Raw genomic sequence first — 18,474 nt, forward strand, 5'->3', positions numbered from 1 at the left:
ACTCCTTTTCGGCAGTCACCGGTCAGCCGCGGCCGAAGTACGGCATCGACCGCGCCATCACCGTCAGCGACGGGACCGACACCTCCAGGGGTAGATCGACCAGGTGCGTGATCGCGCGAGCCACATGCTCGACGTCGAAAGTCGGCTCCGCTGCCAGACTTCCGTCGGCCTGCAGAGTCTGGTGACTGAATCCGGCGGTCATGTCGGTGGCGGCATTGCCGATGTCGATCTGCGTGACACAGATATCGATGTCGCGCAGGTCCAACAACATTGACGCGGTCAGCCCACTCATCGCGTGTTTGGTGACGGTGTATGCCAGGCTTCTGGGCCGGGGCCGGTGCGCCGAGATCGATCCGTTGTTGATGATTCGCCCGCCCCTGGGCAGCTGGGCCGCCATGACTCGGGCTGCTTCCCTGGCGCAGAACACCGCGCCGTCGACATTCGTGCGCCACGTGGCGTGCCACTGCTCGTCGTCGATGTCGGCGACGGATGCCGACGGTCCGAACACCCCGGCATTGTTGAACAACACATCCACCCGGCCGAACGTCGACACCGCGTTGGCGAACAGTGCCTGCACCGAGGCGGAATCCGTGACGTCGGTGGGTACGACGCGGGCATTCGGGTTCTCGCCGCCGATCTCGGCCAATGGTCCGGCGCGACGGCCGGCCAGCACCACCCGGTGCCCGGCCTCCAGCAGAACCCGGGCCGTCGCACGGCCGATGCCGCTGCCCGCGCCCGTGATGACCACGACTTTGCGCACGGATTCGATTGTGCCCGACCTCGCCTCGGCGTCCGTGCGTCCGTGCGTCAGTGCGTCGGCGTGCCGCCCGCCGGGTTCGGGTGTGCGGCGGTGAACAACGCCGTAACCACCGCAAGCACACTGATCACCGCCGCGGCCGTGAAGGCCGCATGCACCCCGGGAAGATCGGGCGCACCGCCCGATTGCGAGGCCTTGGTCATGACCGTCACGAAAAGTGCCGTGCCGGCCGCGCCTCCGACCTGTTGCAGAGTCGTGAGGATGGCGCTGCCATGTGAGTAGAGCCGGTCGGGCAGAACACTCAGGGCGTCGGTCATCAACGGGGTGAACATCATCGACAACGCCACCATCATGACCGTTTGGAGGACAACCAGTTCCCAGACCGGCGACGCCCCCGACAGCATGGTGAATCCCCACAGGGCCACGCACAACGCCACCGACCCTGGTACGACCAACCGTCGGGCGCCGTGACGGTCGTAGGCCCGACCGACCAGTGGACCTGCGATGCCCATCAGCAGCCCACCCGGCAGGCTCGTCAGACCGGCGACCAACGCACTCTTCCCCAGCACATCCTGCACATACAGCGGCACCATGATGATGGCACCGAACAGCGCCATGAAGCCGAGGACCACCAGGCCCAGCGACACCGAGAACCGCCGATAGGTGAACGGCCGAAGGTCCAGGAACGCGCGGTCACGTCGTTGCAGCTGTATCTGCCGGGCGCCGAAGATCAACATCGCCACCGCGCCGATCGACATCGGCACCCACGCGGGGACGGCCGTTTGACCGTGGGCGGATTCACCCATCAGCGACAGTCCGAACACCAAGCCCGCGAACGCCATCGCCGACAGCGGTACCGAGATGGGGTCGATGGGCGTCGGCTTCTGCCGTTCCTCGTCGACCCCAAGCCAGAGGAGACCGGCGCCGAGGGCCACCAGGGCGATCGGCAGCACGATCCAGAACATCCAGCGCCAGTCGAGCGAGCCGAGGATGAAACCCGACAACGTCGGTCCGATCGCCGGCGCGACCGCGATGACGATCGAGATGGTCCCCATCATCTGCCCGCGCCGGTCGGCGGGGATCAACGTCATGACCGTCGTCATCAGCAGCGGCATCATGACCGCAGTGCCACACGCCTGCACGATCCGTCCGGCCATGAGTACCGCGAACCCCGGCGCGAGCGCGGCCACCAACGTGCCGGTGCAGAACAAGGTCATCGATGTCAGGTAGATGCCGCGGACCGGGAACCGCTGCAGCAGCGACCCGGACATCGGGATGACGACCGCCATGGTCAACAGGAACCCGCTGGTCAGCCATTGCGCAGTGTTCGCGGAAACATCCAGATCGACGATCAGCGCCGGTAGCGCGACGCTCATGATCGTCTCGTTGAGGATCATCACGAACGCCGAGCTGACCAGCAGCGCGATGATGACGTGAGCGCTCGACTGGGTGCGCAGCGGCGTCGCGGTGTCCTCCGCCCCGATGCTCATGCACACTCCCCTTGTCGCCGCACTCCTCATGTGTGCGGCTACCCAGGGTAGGTGGGACACCTGTGGCCGTGAAACTCAATTTCCGCGCGCACACCCTGCCCAAGAGACGTACCGTCTGGCAAGATGCTCGACAGTCCACTGACAAGACGCTCTGTCTAGTGAGATTCTGACGACGCGAGGAGCACGACGAGATGCCACAGACGGCCGCCCCGGGACCGCAGCCGGCGGAGTACGACGAGGACTGGGTGCGCGCCAAGTACGCGCACGAGCGCGACAAGCGCCTGCGGGCCGACGCCGTCGACCAGTTCGTCGAGGTCACCGCGGACTTCTCGCACTACGCCGATGACCCGTGGGCGCAACCCCTGCACCGCGATCCGGTACGCGACCACGTGCAGGTCCTGATCATCGGGGCCGGGCTGGGCAGCCTGATCGCCGCGGCGCGACTGCAGGAGGCCGGCATCGACGACGTCCGGATCGTCGACACCGCCGGCGACTTCGGCGGCACCTGGTACTGGAACCGCTATCCAGGCGCCCAGTGCGACATCGAGTCCTACATCTACCTGCCGCTGCTCGAAGAGTTGGGCTACATGCCGACGGAGCGCTACGCGCACGGGCCGGAGATCCGCGAGCACCTGCAGGCCGTCGCCCGCCACTATGGGCTGTACCGAAATGCCTTGTTGCAGACCACTGTTACCGGCATGCACTGGAACGGCGCCGCCGCGCACTGGCAGGTGACGACGAATCGCGGTGACCTGCTGACCGCGAACCTGGTCGCCGTCTCACCCGGATCGCTCACCCGGCCGAAACTGCCCGGAATTGCGGGCATCAACGAGTTCGGCGGGCACACCTTCCACACCAGCCGCTGGGACTACGGCTACACCGGCGGTGACGAGACCGGCGGGCTGACCGGACTGCAGGACAAGCGGGTCGGCGTCATCGGCACCGGGGCGACCGGGCTGCAGTGCATCCCGCACCTCGGCCGGTGGGCGCAGAAACTGTATGTGTTCCAACGGACTCCGAGCACCGTCGCCGAACGGAACAACCGGCCGACCGACCCCACCTGGGCGGCCAGTCTGATGCCGGGTTGGCAGCGCGAACGGATGGAGAACTTCACCCGCGTCACCTGCGGGGTCGAGATGGACCTCGATCTCACCGACGACGGATGGACCCGCAACGCGCTCGCCCTGACCGAACCAGCGGTGATCCGCGAGACCGCGCGCCTGGGCCGGGAGATGACGGCCGAGGAAATCGGCGCCTTCCTGTATCGCGCCGACTTCGACGCGATGGAGCGCCTGCGGGCCCGGATCAGCCGGACCGTGCGTGACTCCGGGACCGCCGACGCGCTCAAGCCGTGGTTCAAGCTGAACTGCAAGCGCGCCGGCTACCACGACGACTACCTGGAGACCTTCAACCGGGACACCGTCGAACTCGTCGACACCGACGGCCGCGGAGTGGAGCGGTTCACCGACACCGCCGTCGTCGTCGACGGGGTCGAGTACGAGCTCGACGCGTTGGTGTTCGCAACCGGCTTCGAGGTCGGCACCGAGTTCACCCGTCGTCTCGGGTTCGAGATCGTCGGGCGGGACAACCAGCGCCTCAGCGACAAGTGGGCCAAGGGGATGCGCACCCTGCACGGTCTGCAGAGCCACGGCTTCCCCAACTGCTTCTTCCTCGGCTACACCCAGTCCGGGGTTTCGCCCAACTACACCCACACCGCCGAGGAACGGGCCCGCCATTTCACCTACCTGGTCAAGACCTGGGCCGAACGCGGCGCGGCGACCATCGAAGCCACCCAGGAGGCCGAGAACGAATGGCTGGCGGAGATGAACGAGTCCACCGTGAAGCCCAAGGCGTTCTACGCCGACTGCACCCCGAGCTACCTGAGCTCAGAGGGTGATCGGGACAACCCACACAGCATGCTGGCCAACAACTTCGGCGGCAAGCCCGTCGACTTCTTCGACATGCTGCACAAGTGGCGCTCCACCGGCCAACTGGAAGGGGTGAAGATCGGGTGACCGAAACCGCTGATGCCGCAGCCGCCGGTGCGGCACCGAAACTGACCATGCGGGACCGGCACCGGCTGATGACCCGCGAACACCTGATGACCGCGGCCTTGGAGGCCTTCGCCGAACGTGGCTATGTCGCGGTGACCATCGACGACATCGTGCGGCGCGCCGGGGTCGGGCGGGCGACGTTCTACCTGCATTTCGACAGCAAGGCCGCGGTGCTGCGGGAGCTCCGCGACACCCGGATGACGGTGTGGACCGAAGAACACGCCCCACGCGGCGGCGAGTCGGGGCGCCCCTCGATCCGTGCCTTCTTCGAGAAGGTGGTCGATTTCTACACGTCCGCCCCGGAGCTCTACACAGCCTTGCATCAGGCGCGCGCCGCCGACCCTGAGTTCGCCGCCGCACACCGCGCGACGATGGAAGCCGACGTGAACGACTGGGTCGCCGGCAACGTCATGCCCGGTGCCGCCGAGGGACGGCTCCGGCTGGCCATCGCAATGATGTACGCGATGGTCGATTCCTTCATGCATGTGTGGCTCGTCGAGGGGTGGCCGTTGGATCGCGAGGCCGCCATCGACGCGATGACCGACGCCCTGCACGCCACCATGCGCTGAATGAACTCCGGGGAACGGTTCTGCCGCTAAAGTGCGTGCCGATCAGGCACCGAAAAGGGTGGGGGTAGGGCAATGACGAGCGGAGACGCGGCGGCCACGGCGGGGATGCCACCGGGCGAAGACCACAAACCCAGACGTCGCGGCTTCATGCAGTCGCTGACCGCACTGTGTGTCCGCTACGTCGAGCGGCTGATGCCCGATCCGTATCTGTTCGCGGTCATCCTCACCCTTCTCGTCGCGGCGCTGGTCGGGCTTCTGGTGCACGACGCCTCACCCAGCGGCATGCTCCAGGCCTGGTACGGCGGCGTCTGGGGATCGCAGAACATCTTCACGTTCGCCTTCCAGATGGTCCTGATCCTCGTGACGGGCTACACCCTCGCCGAGGCGCCGGTCCTGAAGCGGGCCATCGTCTACATCGCCGGCAAGCCGAACAACCAGGTCCAGGGGGCGCTCCTGTGCTTCGGCGTGAGTGCTGTTCTCTCCCTGCTGAACTGGGGACTCGGGCTGGTAGCCGGTGCGTTGGTCGCCCGGCAGGTCGCCAAGCGCTTCACCGACGCGCACTTCGGCTACCTCATCGCGGCAGCATTCATGGGCTTCATCATCTGGACACAGGGACTTTCGTCGTCGATCGCGCTGGCCAACACCGACGACAGCAGCCCGATCAACGTGATCCACAAACTGACCGGCATCACCGTGCCGCTGCAGCTGACCATCTTCCAGCCCTACAGCTGGCTGTCGGTCATCGTGGTGTTGGCTCTACTCGCCCTGGCGATCTGGCGGATGGAGCCGGCGGAGAGCCTGGCACCCGATCCGGCGGTGTTCGAGGACGAGGAGCAACCGGAGGACAAAGCCTCGCCCGGCAAGCGAACGTTCGCCGAATGGCTCGAAGACCTGTGGATTCTCAACGTCCTTGTATTCGCCGCAGGCATGGCCTATTTCGTCCTCAGCGGATTCGCCCTGAACATCGCCTCGATGATCATGCTGTTCACGATCACCAGTGCACTGCTGCACCGCACCCCGATCCGGTTCATCCGGGCCTTCACCGGTGCCGCGAAGGTCTCCGGACCGCTGCTCCTGCAGTATCCGCTGTACGGCGGTCTGGTCGGCTTGCTGGGTTATCAAGCGGCCGAAGGGGTCAAGCCACTGCAGACCCTGCTCGCCGAGATGCTCGTGAACGGTGCGACGCAGTACACACTGCCGTTCCTCACCTTCATCGGATCGTTGATCATCAGCCTGTTCGTGCCGTCGGGTGGCGGTCACTGGGCGGTGCAGGGCCCGATCGCCGTCGACTCGGCACTGGCGCTCGGCCAGGACTCACCGGCGTATCTGGGGTTGATCTCCATGGCGGTCGCCGTCGGCGAGGGTGTTGCGAACATGATCCAGCCGTTCTGGTTACTCCCCCTGCTGGCCATCGCGAAACTCAATGTCCGCCAAGTCATGGGCTTTACCGTCGTCGCGTTCTTGATCGGGGTGGTGGTGTTGGGTGCCACCACCCTCATCGCACCGTTCGTCATTTGACCCCGAGCGCCACCTCACCCGGTTAGGGTCGGAAAATGATCGAGGCAACGATGTTTCGCAGCCTGGCGTCGGCCGTGGCCGTCGTCTCGATGCTCGGTGTGGGCACCGCGTGCAGCTCAGGCGGATCGGACAGCCACAGCAGCCCGGAGCCGACAACCACGAGCACCTCGGCGAACGCCGAGGCCACGCCGTTCACCGGCGTCATCGAACCCGTCAACGGCACCCGGGGCACGGTCACCTACCGTGCCGAGTTGCCACAGTTGCGCGGCGGAGACGCCGCGGTGCGGGACAAGTTCAACAGCGGGATCCGCGCAGCCCTCGACGACTATCTCAAGCCCACCGAAGACAATCGCCCGACCACCGTCGCACCCGGCGTCCTCGACGAGGACGACCGCAGCGAGGTCTCCCACATCGGCAACGGCGCGGTAGCCGGTGTGCTGCTGCTCAACATCTTCGTCGACCATGCGGCGCATCCGTTCAACGCGGTGGCGACGACGGTGATCGATGCCCACACCGCCGAACCGATCATGATCACCGACCTGTTCACCGACCAGACCGCCGGGCTGACCACCCTCGTCGACGGCATCAAGACCGAGATCGCCGACGACGAGAAGCTGGCCGGCCAGTCCGCACCCGAACCGGTCGCCGATCAGCTCGCCAACTGGCTGCCCGACGACGACGGCCTGGTGATCTACCTCCCCGTCGCCCATGTGCTCGGCGACTACTACCCGGTGACCGTGGAGTGGAACACCCTCACCGGCTTGCTCGCACCCGGGATGCGGGAGCGGTTGACGCAGTAGGGCAACCCACCCCGTCACGGCCGCACACTCACCACCCCGTGCGCGCCGCGTTCGGCGTCGATCATCGCGTGCGAGACGAACGGGTAGTTACCCGGCTCCGGGAAGGTCAACTCGACGAAACCGCCTTGGGCCGGGAACAGCCCGAGGACCTGGGATCCGCCGGCACCGGGCCGCAGCCGGTAGTCCCCCTCGGCCCAGACCGTGTCGAACTGGCCGCCGACCACGTGGAACGCCGTGCCGCGGTTGGGCCCGGCAGCGAGCACCCAGATCCGGACCCGTTCGCCGACCCGGGCTTTCAGCGGTGCACGGTCGTACTGCAGGGCATAACCGTTGAACGCCACCAGGTCGGGCTTGTCTGCGCTGACCTTGTCGGCGTCGACCTCGCCGCCCTGCGGACCGAGGTAGAACTCGGACTGCACCATCAGATATTCGTGGTCGACGGCCGGCAGGTCCGGCGGGTCGATGACGACGGCGCCGAACATCCCGTTGGCGATGTGGACCGACATCGGCATGGTCGCGCAGTGATACAGCCAGATTCCGGCCCGGGTGGCGGTGAACCGATAGACCAGGCGCTCACGGGGATTGATGGTGCGCATGGGCTGATCCGGCGCCAACGACCCCGCGTGGAAATCGATGGAGTGCCCGATCGTGCCGTCGTTGATCAGGGTGATCTCGAAGACGTCGCCGATCTTGCCGCGCAGGGTGGGCCCGGGGGCGCTGCCGCCGAAGGTCCACAGCCGCTGGGTGATCCCCGGCGACACTTCCCGCTCGACCTCGGTGACCGGCAACGTCACCCGATGCAGGGTCGGTCCGGCGTCGTTCAGGCGTGGATCCCGGGCCACGAAGTGCGGACCGGGAATGTTCCCCAGGCTTCGCGCGACCTCGGCGGTATCGACGGACGCTGCGGCCGGGCCGGCGTGGTGGTTTGCCGACATGCCCGGTGCCGTTCCGATTGCCTTGACCGTCAGGGTCATTCCCATCTGCCGGTGTCCGGCCACCGAGCACCAGCCGTCCAGATCGGAGCCGATCACCCCGGCGTCGAGCACGGCGCTGGTCCCGGGTGCGATCCGTTCGGTGCGGGCACCATTGGCCAGAACCAGGTCGTGGCGGTCGGTGCCGGTGTTGACCAGGGTGATCTGCAGTCGGTTACCGGCGGGCACCTCGATGGTGTTCGGCACGAAGCGCATCCCCTCGACATGCACTTGCACCTCGGTGGTCTGCCCGGTTGCGGCGACCGACGCCTGAGGCGCCGTGGCGATTCCGAGGCTCGACGGGTCGGCGGCGACACCTGCCGCGGCGGTCAGGACGACAACGGCGAACCCGGCTGCGGCCACGCCCAGGCGACGCGGAAGCGGGACCGGCTCGGGGCGGCCCGGTGTGGACTGCACACCGGTGTTGCGTTGGGCCAGCCACACCGCCCGCACCAACAGGGGCAGGAAGGTGGCGTAGGCCACCAGCACCAGCACCGACGAGGCGACCCGGACCAGGCTCGGGACCGGTAGCACGCACACCAACAACGCGGCGTTGGCCATGCTGATCCGCCACGGGGCACCACGTTCCAACGTCGCGATGGCGGCCAGGGCCGAGGCACGACCACCGATCACCACCGGAACGAGGTAGGCCAACGACCCGAACAGCACCTGCACCAGGAAGCCGGCCAACAGCACCGGAGCCAGCGCAGCGGTGACGGCGGTGGCGGCTTCCCAACTGCGGGCGGCCAGCAGCCCGACGCCGGCGTACCCGAGCGCACCGATCAGCCACACCACCCCGCACAGCACCGACAGGGTGGCGAAATCGGCTGGGCGCTTTCGGCGTATCTCGTCGAGGTGTGGCCAGAGCACCCAACCCGCCGCGGCCAGATAGAGCACCGCGCCGATACCCAGAATCTGCGGTGACGCCGCCAGGGCGCCACTCACGGCCACCCCGAGAGCGGCCAGCAGACCCGGCAGACCCCGACGGGCCGCCCGCTCGACCCCGTCGGCCATCCTGGTGCGCAACATCGTCGGCCACAACGTGACCAGGGTGCCGAGCACCATCAGGCCGATCCAGCCGAATACGTTCAGCACCGCATGCGCGGTGCGGAAGCGCGCGGCCAAACCTCCCGGTAACGCCGAATTCGCCATCGCCACACCGAGTCCGACACCCACGGCGAGCAACACCGCGGCCGCCACGTAGTAGTGCACGGTGATCGCGAACCGGGCGGGCAATGCGGCCCGCAGAAACCGCACCAGATCCGTGGCATGCACCAGGGCCACCGCGGCCACCAGGAGGCCGCCGGCCAACACCACCGGCCACCAGAACCCGACCATGCCGACGATCACCGTGACCGCACCGATGTTGAACGCCGTCAATCGCAGCACCTGACCGGGATACGGCGGGTCCGGCGTGCGGCGCAGCAGCGCATCGGCGAAATGTCGGCTCCAGATCAGGATGGCGTTGCCGGCCGCACCCAACCCCAGCAGGTGCACCAACAGCCACCCGGACAGTGGGATGGACCGGTGCGCGAGCGCCACCACCACCAGCGCGACCAGCCAGGCGAAGATCACCGACCCCGCGCGAAGGTGCCAGTTCGAGCGTTTCATGCCGCCACCTTCTCGGCCTCACGGATCGTGCGGCGGCTCACCGAGACCACTGCGACGACGACGAACGCCAGCACCGCAACGATATTGAGCACACCGCCCCACTGCACGGCAGCCTGACTGTCCCCGGCGTCGCCGACCGCGATTCGCAGCAGCAGCGAAACATGCAGCAGCACAACAGGTCCGTACATCATCGGGGTGTAGGGCAGTGGCCGGCGCAGCACCGCCGGCAGGATGACCGGGGCGTGCGCCATGATCATCGACATCACGAAGCCCAGCATCACCGCGTGCACGACGGCGTCGTAGCCGCGGCCGTCGGGAACCTGCCCGATCAGCACCCACGCTCCGGCCGGGACCAGGAGCCAGGCGTAGCCGGTGAGCAGGCACACCGCCATGTAGCGCGGGAGCCCGGTGCCGCGCACCGTGCGGCGGGCCACGTCATGCCACGCCAGCCAACCGATCATGGCGAGCAGGGTGAGGCCGAGCAGCCGGTAGCCCAGGCCCGGCCACAGCAGCGCGGCCAGCGCGGCGGTCAGGTAGGCGCCGGCGATGCCGGCCAGCATCGCCTCGGTGCGGAAATCTGAGTTCACGATGCGGGTCAGCTCGAGGCGTTCCCCGGCGATGGTCAGGATCAGGAACCCGGACAGCCACGGCAGCAGGACCGGCACCGCCAGATGGGCCGACCACAGCAGCGCGGCCCCCACCGCCAGGACCGCGCCGCCTGCCTGGATGAGCACGGCGATGTCGGTATTGCGACGCCACAGCGGCACGTACAGCACCACCAGCGCGGCGGTCCCGATCAGCAAGGCAGTGTTGGCGATCTGCTGGCCGACCGGCAACACCAGCAGCACCGCGCCCGCCCCCAGCGCCGCGGGGGCCAGATAGCCGAGGGTCCGACCGGCGGCCACGGCCCGTTCCAGCGCCACCACGGTGCCGACGAACCCGAGGGTCAGCAGTATCCCGTGCACCTCGGCCACGCCGTCGGCGCGCACCGGGGCCGGCAGGCCGAGCAGCGGCAACGCCGCGTTCAACCCGGCCAGCAGGGCGAAGCCGCCGGGCAGCAGGAGCAGTCCCCGTGCGCTCATGACCTGTCCCCTTGCCGCACAACGGGATTGGGCAGGAACAGGCGGCAGGCTCCGGGTTCGGCGAAGGGCACCAGTTCGAGGTCGCCGTCGATCACCGCCCCGATCCGATCCAGGATCCCCTCGATGATCCCGAGGTGCACCTGACAGACGATGGTCGGGTAGCGACGCGCCGCATCGAGCAACGGACAGGCGCGCAGGGCGATGCCCTCGGCCGCGGCACCCTCGCCTTCCGGGGCGAACCCGAGCCGGGAAAGCACGTCCAGCACGGTCCCCCGCGGATCGTCACCAAGGGCGGCGTCGGCCACCAGTTCTCGGCCCCACTCGACTCCGGCGGTGCGGGCATCGCGTTCCGGTGTGGCGCTGGTGCGGGCGAGATGCCCGGCCAGCGCGGTGGCCAGGCCGGCGTAGTCACTGGAGACGACGGCCGGGTCCGCGGCCGTGGGCCGATAGAGCGCGGCGGGGCGGCCGCGGCCGGTCGGCGCCTCGGTGAGGCGTTCGACGAGTCGGTACTCCAGCAGCGCGTCCAGGTGCTCGCGCACGGTGTTGGGGTGCAGATCCAGTCCGGCGGCCAGCGCGGCGATCCGCACCGGCGCATGCGTGCGCACGTAGTCGAGCACGGCCAGCCGCTGCCGGGATAGCGGCGGGTACCCGGCAGTCGTCGGGGCCGGCCGCGGACCCAAAGGCACGCCCTCTTTATTCACGGAATTAACTGTAGTAAATTGGCGGTACAGAGGCCAGTGGCGGTGAACACAGAATCCGCCAGGCCGGAAACGGAGGTCGTCATGTCCATCGATGAACTGGTCGTCGCGTCCACAGCCGCCGACGCCCAGGCGGTCGAGACCATCAAGAGCCACCACGCTCAACTCGCGGGCAGCCTGGGCACCTTGACCGAATCGATGCTGACCGCCGTCGAGCGGGGCGGCGACGTCGACGCGGCGCGCGCGGCCCTGGTGGAATTCCTCGGCACCGAACTGATTCCGCATGCCCTCGCCGAGGAGGAGTCCCTGTACCCGGCCGCGGCCCGGACCGAGCGGGCCGGCCCCCTGGTCGAGTCGATGATCGCCGCCCATCGGGTGATCGCGGGGCTGGTCGACCAGATCCGGACCGCACCGTCGGCCGTCCGAGCGGGCGCCGCCGCCGAGGCCCTGCGGGTCGTCTTCGGGGCACACCTGATCGACGAGAACGACCGGATCCTTCCGATCGTGGCGGCCGATCCGGACATCTCGCTGGCCGACGTCACCCACGGCATGCATGAACTGCTGGGCGAACAGGACTGCGGGGACACCGGGCACACCTGCGCCTGCGGGGAGCACGACACCGACGATCCGGTGCTCGACGTCCGCGACGTGCCGCACTCCATCAGGCACGCAACGGTATTCGGAGCGTTCGATGCCGTCCCGGTCGGCGGTGCGCTGGTCCTGGTGGCTCCGCACGACCCGATCCCGCTGCTGCGCCAGATGGTCGATCGGACGGCCGGTCAGATCGACATCGAGTACCACGAGCGTGGACCGGACGCCTGGAGATTGCGGCTGACCAGGCTCTGAGAGTGGTTCCGCCCCAATGGAGTATGGCCCTCAGGGTTTCGCCTGAGGGCCATTCTCACCGGTAGCGATCAGGCGTGCTCGGTGCCCGGGTGGAACTGCTTGACGCGGCGCAGCGTGTTCTCGTCGGTGTGGTGCATCTCGGCACCGGTAGCCGCCAGCCGCAGCAGGAGATCCGAGGTGTAGCTGAGGGTGCCGTCGTCGTTGAACGTGAAGCTGCTGGTGAAGTCCTTGATCTCGGCACGCTGCATCAGGTAGCGGTTCTGCAGGATGCCGTAGCTGGGATCACCGGGCTTGGCGTTGAAGTGCAGCGTGCGGTCACCGGGCTGGGCATCGCTGCCGGCCAGGATCGCGATGCCACGACCGAACACGACGTTGCGGATCACCTGGCCGTTGGCCTTGTCCCACAGCAGGAAACCGATCTCGTCGTGGAACGGGTCCATCGCCTCTTCGCCGTGCCGCCATGCGGTCATCGAGTAGTTGAGGCCCCACAGCTTCTGCTGACCGTTCTCCTGGATCGGGATCGGCTTGAACACTGCCTTTTCGAAGTAGCTGGTGTGGCCGGTGATGTCGTCGTCGTTGTGGTAGCTCAGATCGACACCGACGTCACCTTCCCATTCACCGACGAAGGGCGTCAGAGGCCCCAGCTTCTGCGGGCCCTGGATCTGGCTGAGTTCGGGGGTGGTGAGAGTGGCGGTCATTGTCGGTACTCCATTCGGTTGTTGGTTCACTGGGAGAAATCTCGGCAGGCCGGGCAGCGACCCCAGAAGGTCACCTCGGCCTCATCGACGCAGAAGTCGTGGTCGTCACCGGCCTGCAGGCAGGGGGCTTGCCCGGTGGCACAGGGGATGTCGATGACCACACGACAGCCACGGCAGACCAGGTGATGGTGATTGTCACCGGTCTCGAGTTCGAAGAGCGCGCGCAATCCGGCTGGTTCCACGCGGCGCAACAAACCTGCCCCGGTGAGCGCGTGCACCACGTCATAGATCGCCTGCGTCGACACGGCACCCAAGCGATCTCGGGCGCCGGCAGCGATCGTCTCGACATCCGCGTGCGGCCGTTCCACGAGCTCGGCAAGTACCGCGAGACGCGGTCGGGTCACCCGGAGCCCGGCTGTGCGCAGTCGATCCTCGGCGCTGTGCATGGGCCCTCGATTCTGGAGTTAGTCCAGATCATTGTGGATCAATTGTCTTGCGCAATGCAAGTCCTGTGAACTGGCTGGGTACTTGGATCAGCTGCTTCGACGATGAGCGGCCCCGGCCCCGATGAGCCATCGACCCAAATAGAGAATGGCCCCCGGACTGACGTCCGAGGACCATTCTCACTAGTAGCGGGGACAGGATTCGAACCTGCGACCTCTGGGTTATGAGCCCAGCGAGCTACCGAGCTGCTCCACCCCGCGTTGCAAATACAAGGTTACCGGGGTCTTACGCAGAGCTCCAAATCGTGTGCTCAGGGCTTGTTTTTGGGTCAAACCAGCCGCAGATTCAGTCCACGAAACGCACCACCTGGCCGCACCTGAACACCCCGGCCGGGTCGTGCCGCTCGGCCAGCGCGGCCAACCAGTGCCTGGTCTCGGCGTCGTAGACCCGCCCGGCCCGCCCAGCATCCTCGGACGGCGCGAAATTTGCGATCTGGCCGCCGCTGGACCACTGCGACAGCGCGACAATCAGTGCGCCGGCCTGTGCCACCACAGCGGCAGCCGTCGGGGGCGCCAGGACCCCGATGGTGGCCACCGTGAAGGCGGCGTCACGATGGCAGAACGCGCTGCGGTGGCGTCCCTCACGAGCGAATGCCCCGCCCAGCATCCGCACTTCCACGATCGTCTGCACCGAACCGGAATCCGGCCCGGCCGCCCCCAGGAGCACGTCGACCGTCTCCGCGGTCAGTTCCCGCAGCAGCGTGTGGTGTTCGTAGCACGGCATCGGATCGACCGGATCGGCATGCACCGCTCCGATGGCGGCGTACGGCATCACCGCGACGGTGTCGAGTACCGGCGTGGCGACCGCGCGCATCGGCGCCAGTCGCCGCTCGGCCTCGTCGAAATCGCCGACGGCTGCGTACCGGACCGCGACGGTGAAGCGACCGGCCAGCGGCTCCGGAATTCCGGGCAGCGGCGGGAGCTGTTGCAGAGCAATGGACGTCGAGATGGACTCGGGCAGGTCAGCACACCAGGTGGCCCACTCGCGCAGCACCACACCGGCGTCCGCACCATCGAAGTAGACCGCGCCACCGTAGAACTCGGGAATCGGCAGCAGGTCGATCTCGACCGAGGTGACAATGCCCAGCGTCGACTTTCCACCGCGCAGACCCCAGAACAGCTCGGCGTTCTCCTCCGGTGTGGCACGCAGCAACTCCCCCGCACCGGTGACCAACTCGAAGGACCGCACATGGTCCGACGACAGCCCGACGGTACGTACCAACGGCCCGATCCCCCCGCCGGTGAGGTATCCCACGACACCGACGCCAGGAGCCGATCCGCACGCCCCCGCCAGACCGTGCGGAGCCGCCGCGTCGAGCACCTGCTGCCAGGTGGCGCCGGCCGCCACCCGTGCGGTGCGCGCCACCGGATCGATAGTGACACCGGTCATCTCAGAGGTCACCACCAGGATCGTGTCGGACGCCACCGCCATCGCGCCGTGGCCGGTGGCCTGGACGGCGACCCGGTATCCCCTGGCCGCCGCGAAGCCAACGGTGTTGGCGATGTCGTAGGCGGTTGTCGCCAGCACTACCGCGGCAGGCTCCACAGTGGCCGCCACATTCCACGGGGTGGCCCGTTCATAGCCGACTTCCCCCGGCAACGCCACCGGGGCGGCCACGTGGGCCCGAAGGCCCTTCAACGCGTCGTCCAGGCCGTCGCGGGCAATATCGGTCAGGGTCATCGGGGTCCTCTCGGCAAAAAGTCCGTGCAAATTATCGACGCACAGCATCACCGGAACCACTTGGCGTTGACTTGGCGGCCAGGTCAAGCAGCACGAAAAGACGCGTAGGTACCCGAAATCCCGTGATTTGGGGTACCTACGCGTCTTTTCGCGGGGGACGACTACTTGGCGGTGTCGTACTTCTTCATCGCATCGTTCAACCGCTGCAGCGCCTGCCCGTACTTGCCGAAGTCACCGCTGCGCTGGGCCTCCTGGGCCTCCGACAACGCCGACTCGACATCCTTCAGCGCCGCGGACTTGCCCGGCGACAACTGCACCGGCTCACCGGGCGGGACCGCGGCGGCAGGCGGAGGAACCGCCTGCGGTGCCTGGCCGTCGGCATTGGCCGGCGGCTGGGCTGCCGGTAGCGCCTCCGCCGACGGCACCGCCTGCGGCTTGCCGTCAGTGGGAGCCACATTGGTGGCGGTGGCACCCGCCCCCGGACCGAAGATCTCGGTCAGCGCATCACTGACGGTCGGGGCATAGCCCACCTTGTCGCCGTAGAGCATCGCGACGCGAATCAGGCGCGGGTACGACGAGGCGGCGTCGCTGCTACCCGGCGAGGCGTACACCGGTGCCACATACAGCAGGCCACCGTCGGCGACCGGCAGGGTCAACAGGTTGCCCCACCGGATCCGGTTCTGGTTGTCGCGCCCGATCACACCGAGATCCTGCGAGACGGCGGTGTCGGTACTGATCGCGTTGAACGCCAGCTTGGGACCGTTCACCTGACCCGGGATGGTCAGGACGGTGATCTTGCCGTAGCTCGCCGGATCGGAACTGGCACTGATGTAGGCGGCCAGGAAGTCACGCCGGATCCAGTTCATCGCGCTGGTCAACTGGAACGACGACGCGTTGCTGTTGTTGGCCAGGTCGCGGGCCACGATGTAGTACGGCGGCTGGAAGCTGCTCGCGGTGGGGTTGGGATCCAGTGGGACATCCCAGAAGTCGGCGTTGGTGAAGAACTTCACCGGGTCGTCGACGTGGTACTTCGCCAACAGCGCGCGCTGCACCTTGAACAGATCCTCGGGGTAGCGCAGATGGCTCTGCAGTTCCGGCGAGATATCCGACTTCGGCTTGACCGTGCCCGGGAACACACTCATCCAGGCCTTGAGGACCGGATCCTGCTCGTCCTGCGCATAGAGGGAGACCGTGCCGTCGTAGGCGTCCACGGTGGCCTTGACCGAGTTACGGATGTAGGACACCTGCTTGTCCGGCGCCAACCGGTTCACCGCAACCTCGTTGGAGTCCGCGGTGGCACTCGACAGCGTGGTCAGTTCCGAATACGGATACTTCTCCAGCGTGGTGTAGCCGTCGACGATCCACACCATGCGCTTGTTGACGATCGCCGGGTAGACGCTGGTGTCGGTGGTCAGCCACGGCGCCACCGCCTCGACCCGCTTGGCCGGATCGCGGTTGAACAGGATCTTGCTGTCCTCGCCGATCACGTTGGACAGCAAGAAGTTCCGCTCGGCAAACTTGGCGGCGAACAGCGAGCGGGTGAGCAGGCTACCCACCTTCACCCCGCCGCTGCCGGAGTAGGTGTAGTTCTTGGTCTCGGTGTTGGTCTCGTAGTCGTACTCACGATCGGTGTCCCCGATCTTGCCGACGATGGCGTAATCGGCTGCGGTATCGGCGATCACCGGTCCGAAGTAGACGCGCGGCTGATCCAGCGGTGCCGGTCCGGGTGAGACCACCCCGCCGTTCGCCCCCACCACACTGGACAGGAACTCCGGGTAACCACCGTTCTGGTTGGGATCGTTGGCGATTCCGCGCACCGTGTTGGCCGGCGACGCGATGAACCCGTTGCCGTGGGTGTAGACGGTGTGCCGGTTGATCCAGTCCCGCTGGTTGTCGATCAACCGGTCCGGGTTGAGCTCACGCGCGGCTACCACGAAGTCGCGCAGATTGCCGTCGGGTCCGGCGTAGCGGTCGATGGCCAGTTGATCCGGGAAGTAGTAGAAGTTCTTGCCCTGCTGGAACTGGGTGAACGCCGGGCTGACGATCGTCGGATCGAGCAACCGGATGTTCGACGTGGTGGCCCGGTCCGCCGCCACCTGGGCCGCGGTGGTCGCGCCACTGCCCTCGTAGCTGCGGTAGGTCACCGAAGTGTCGGTGAGCCCGTAGGCCTGCCGGGTCGCGGTGATGCTCCGGCTGATGTACTCGGCTTCCTTCTGCGCGGCGTTCGGCTTGACGCTGAACTGCTCGACGATCAGCGGCCAACCGGCCCCGACCACCAGTGAGCTCAGCAGCAGCAACACCACGCCGATGGCCGGAATCCGCAAGTCGCGCAGCACGATCGCCGAGAACACCGCCACCGCACAGATCACCGCGATGGCCAACAGGATCAGCTTGGCCGGCAGCACCGCGTTGATGTCGGTGTAGCCGGCGCCGGTGAACGGCTTGGCGGCCCGGGTGTTGCTCAGCAGTTCGTAGCGGTCCAGCCAGTAGGCGAACGCCTTGAGCACGATCAGCGTGCCGACCAGGCTGATCAGCTGGATGCGCGCGGCGCGACTCAGCGCCCCGCTGCGCCCGGTGAGCCGGATCCCGCCGAACACGTAGTGCCCCAGCAGGTTCGCGATGAATGCGAGGAACGTCGCCACGAACAGGTAGGTCAGCACCAACCGGTAGAACGGCAGATCGAACGCGTAGAAGCCCAGATCCCGGCCGAACTGGGGATCGGTGACCCCGAAATCGCCGCCGTGCAGAAACAGCTGCACCCGCACCCAGTAGCTCTGCGCGATCACGCCGGCCAGCAGCCCGATGAAGACCGGAACCCCGATCCCGAACAACCGCAACCGGGCCATCACAGTGGTGCGGTAACGCGCCACCGGATCATTCGGCCCAGCCGTCGGGACGAACACCGGACGGGTCCGATAGGCCAGCGCCAGCCCGGCGAACACCACCGCCCCGATGAGCAGCCCGACCACAAGGAACACGATGAGCCGCGTGGCCAGCACGGTGGTGAACACCGACCGGTACCCCAACTCGCCGAACCACAACCAGTCGACATAGCCGTCGACCACCCGAGGCCCGATCAGCAGCGCAAGCACTGCCACCAGTGCCAGGCCGATCAGCACTCGACTACGTCGCGTCAGCTTCGGCATCCTCGCCGCCGGCCGCATCCCCACTCGTCAACTCCCGTTTCAACCTCGGT

At 67.3% G+C, this 18,474-nt stretch carries 14 protein-coding genes and 1 tRNA gene; 5 read left to right on the forward strand and 10 right to left on the reverse strand.

The window, feature by feature from the left end; translation table 11 throughout:
- Nucleotides 1–22: 22 nt before the first annotated feature.
- Together G6N44_RS09140 and G6N44_RS09145 are read right to left on the reverse strand one after the other, a co-directional pair.
- The gene (locus G6N44_RS09140) at nt 23–769 is read right to left on the reverse strand and encodes an SDR family oxidoreductase (protein ID WP_163669758.1); all 747 of its coding nucleotides are present in this window, start codon (nt 767–769) and stop codon (nt 23–25) included.
- Between the two features lie 38 nt (nt 770–807).
- Nucleotides 808–2,247, reverse strand: a complete 1,440-nt coding sequence (locus G6N44_RS09145) for a DHA2 family efflux MFS transporter permease subunit (protein ID WP_163663304.1) — start codon at nt 2,245–2,247, stop codon at nt 808–810.
- A 191-nt stretch (nt 2,248–2,438) separates the two neighbouring features.
- On the opposite strand from G6N44_RS09145, the gene G6N44_RS09150 reads away from it, so the two are divergent.
- The 4 genes from G6N44_RS09150 (at nt 2,439) to G6N44_RS09165 (ending at nt 7,188) form a co-directional block, all read left to right on the forward strand.
- Nucleotides 2,439–4,262: a flavin-containing monooxygenase gene (locus G6N44_RS09150; protein WP_163663306.1), complete on the forward strand. Its 1,824-nt coding sequence runs from the start codon at nt 2,439–2,441 to the stop codon at nt 4,260–4,262.
- Nucleotides 4,259–4,870 (forward strand): TetR/AcrR family transcriptional regulator, encoded by a 612-nt coding sequence (locus G6N44_RS09155; protein WP_163663308.1) that lies wholly within the window; start codon nt 4,259–4,261, stop codon nt 4,868–4,870. The genes G6N44_RS09150 and G6N44_RS09155 overlap by 4 nt, the downstream gene beginning before the upstream one ends.
- 147 nt (nt 4,871–5,017) lie before the next feature.
- The gene (locus tag G6N44_RS09160; RefSeq protein ID WP_372508190.1) at nt 5,018–6,388 is read left to right on the forward strand and encodes a TIGR00366 family protein; all 1,371 of its coding nucleotides are present in this window, start codon (nt 5,018–5,020) and stop codon (nt 6,386–6,388) included.
- A 35-nt stretch (nt 6,389–6,423) separates the two neighbouring features.
- Nucleotides 6,424–7,188: a hypothetical protein gene (locus G6N44_RS09165; RefSeq protein ID WP_163663310.1), complete on the forward strand. Its 765-nt coding sequence runs from the start codon at nt 6,424–6,426 to the stop codon at nt 7,186–7,188.
- 14 nt (nt 7,189–7,202) lie between these two features.
- On the opposite strand, the gene G6N44_RS09170 is transcribed toward G6N44_RS09165, so the two are convergent.
- The 3 genes from G6N44_RS09170 to G6N44_RS09180 are packed head-to-tail and all read right to left on the reverse strand — an operon-like array spanning nt 7,203 to nt 11,553.
- The gene (locus G6N44_RS09170; RefSeq protein WP_163663312.1) at nt 7,203–9,770 is read right to left on the reverse strand and encodes a multicopper oxidase domain-containing protein; all 2,568 of its coding nucleotides are present in this window, start codon (nt 9,768–9,770) and stop codon (nt 7,203–7,205) included.
- Entirely contained in the window at nt 9,767–10,852 is a 1,086-nt protein-coding gene (locus G6N44_RS09175) for a DUF8744 domain-containing protein (protein ID WP_163663314.1), read from the reverse strand. Before G6N44_RS09175 ends, G6N44_RS09170 begins: the two co-directional genes overlap by 4 nt.
- Entirely contained in the window at nt 10,849–11,553 is a 705-nt protein-coding gene (locus tag G6N44_RS09180) for a helix-turn-helix transcriptional regulator (RefSeq protein ID WP_163663316.1), read from the reverse strand. Before G6N44_RS09180 ends, G6N44_RS09175 begins: the two co-directional genes overlap by 4 nt.
- A gap of 81 nt (nt 11,554–11,634) precedes the next feature.
- Between G6N44_RS09180 and G6N44_RS09185 the strand changes: the two genes are divergently transcribed.
- On the forward strand, nt 11,635–12,396 hold the full coding sequence (locus G6N44_RS09185) for a DUF2249 domain-containing protein (RefSeq protein WP_163663318.1): 762 nt from the start codon (nt 11,635–11,637) through the stop codon (nt 12,394–12,396).
- Nucleotides 12,397–12,464: 68 nt separating this feature from the next.
- On the opposite strand, the gene G6N44_RS09190 is transcribed toward G6N44_RS09185, so the two are convergent.
- The 5 genes from G6N44_RS09190 to G6N44_RS09210 all read right to left on the reverse strand — a co-directional run bounded on the left by G6N44_RS09190 (nt 12,465) and on the right by G6N44_RS09210 (nt 18,448).
- Nucleotides 12,465–13,094, reverse strand: coding sequence for a heme-binding beta-barrel domain-containing protein (locus tag G6N44_RS09190; protein ID WP_163663320.1), 630 nt, complete (start codon nt 13,092–13,094; stop codon nt 12,465–12,467).
- Nucleotides 13,095–13,120: 26 nt separating this feature from the next.
- Complete coding sequence (locus G6N44_RS09195; RefSeq protein ID WP_163663322.1) at nt 13,121–13,540, reverse strand: Fur family transcriptional regulator; 420 nt, start codon at nt 13,538–13,540, stop codon at nt 13,121–13,123.
- Between the two features lie 184 nt (nt 13,541–13,724).
- Nucleotides 13,725–13,798, reverse strand: a tRNA-Met gene (locus G6N44_RS09200).
- Nucleotides 13,799–13,883: 85 nt separating this feature from the next.
- Nucleotides 13,884–15,278, reverse strand: coding sequence for an FAD-binding oxidoreductase (locus tag G6N44_RS09205; protein WP_163663324.1), 1,395 nt, complete (start codon nt 15,276–15,278; stop codon nt 13,884–13,886).
- Nucleotides 15,279–15,439: 161 nt separating this feature from the next.
- Nucleotides 15,440–18,448: a UPF0182 family protein gene (locus G6N44_RS09210; RefSeq protein WP_163663326.1), complete on the reverse strand. Its 3,009-nt coding sequence runs from the start codon at nt 18,446–18,448 to the stop codon at nt 15,440–15,442.
- Between the last annotated feature and the right edge of the window lie 26 nt (nt 18,449–18,474).

It is taken from the genome of Mycolicibacterium alvei, assembly GCF_010727325.1.
In the GTDB taxonomy this organism is placed as follows: Bacteria; Actinomycetota; Actinomycetes; order Mycobacteriales; family Mycobacteriaceae; genus Mycobacterium; species Mycobacterium alvei.

Excerpts from the sequence above, each read along its gene's own strand:
- G6N44_RS09145 (WP_163663304.1), bottom strand. The coding sequence starts at position 2,247 with ATGAGCATCGGGGCGGAGGACACCGCGACGCCGCTGCGCACCCAGTCG.
- G6N44_RS09170 (WP_163663312.1), bottom strand. The coding sequence starts at position 9,770 with ATGAAACGCTCGAACTGGCACCTTCGCGCGGGGTCGGTGATCTTCGCC.
- G6N44_RS09185 (WP_163663318.1), top strand. The coding sequence starts at position 11,635 with ATGTCCATCGATGAACTGGTCGTCGCGTCCACAGCCGCCGACGCCCAG.
- G6N44_RS09205 (WP_163663324.1), bottom strand. The coding sequence starts at position 15,278 with ATGACCCTGACCGATATTGCCCGCGACGGCCTGGACGACGCGTTGAAG.
- G6N44_RS09160 (WP_372508190.1), top strand. The coding sequence starts at position 5,018 with ATGCAGTCGCTGACCGCACTGTGTGTCCGCTACGTCGAGCGGCTGATG.
- G6N44_RS09190 (WP_163663320.1), bottom strand. The coding sequence starts at position 13,094 with ATGACCGCCACTCTCACCACCCCCGAACTCAGCCAGATCCAGGGCCCG.
- G6N44_RS09165 (WP_163663310.1), top strand. The coding sequence starts at position 6,424 with ATGATCGAGGCAACGATGTTTCGCAGCCTGGCGTCGGCCGTGGCCGTC.
- G6N44_RS09195 (WP_163663322.1), bottom strand. The coding sequence starts at position 13,540 with ATGCACAGCGCCGAGGATCGACTGCGCACAGCCGGGCTCCGGGTGACC.
- G6N44_RS09150 (WP_163663306.1), top strand. The coding sequence starts at position 2,439 with ATGCCACAGACGGCCGCCCCGGGACCGCAGCCGGCGGAGTACGACGAG.
- G6N44_RS09175 (WP_163663314.1), bottom strand. The coding sequence starts at position 10,852 with ATGAGCGCACGGGGACTGCTCCTGCTGCCCGGCGGCTTCGCCCTGCTG.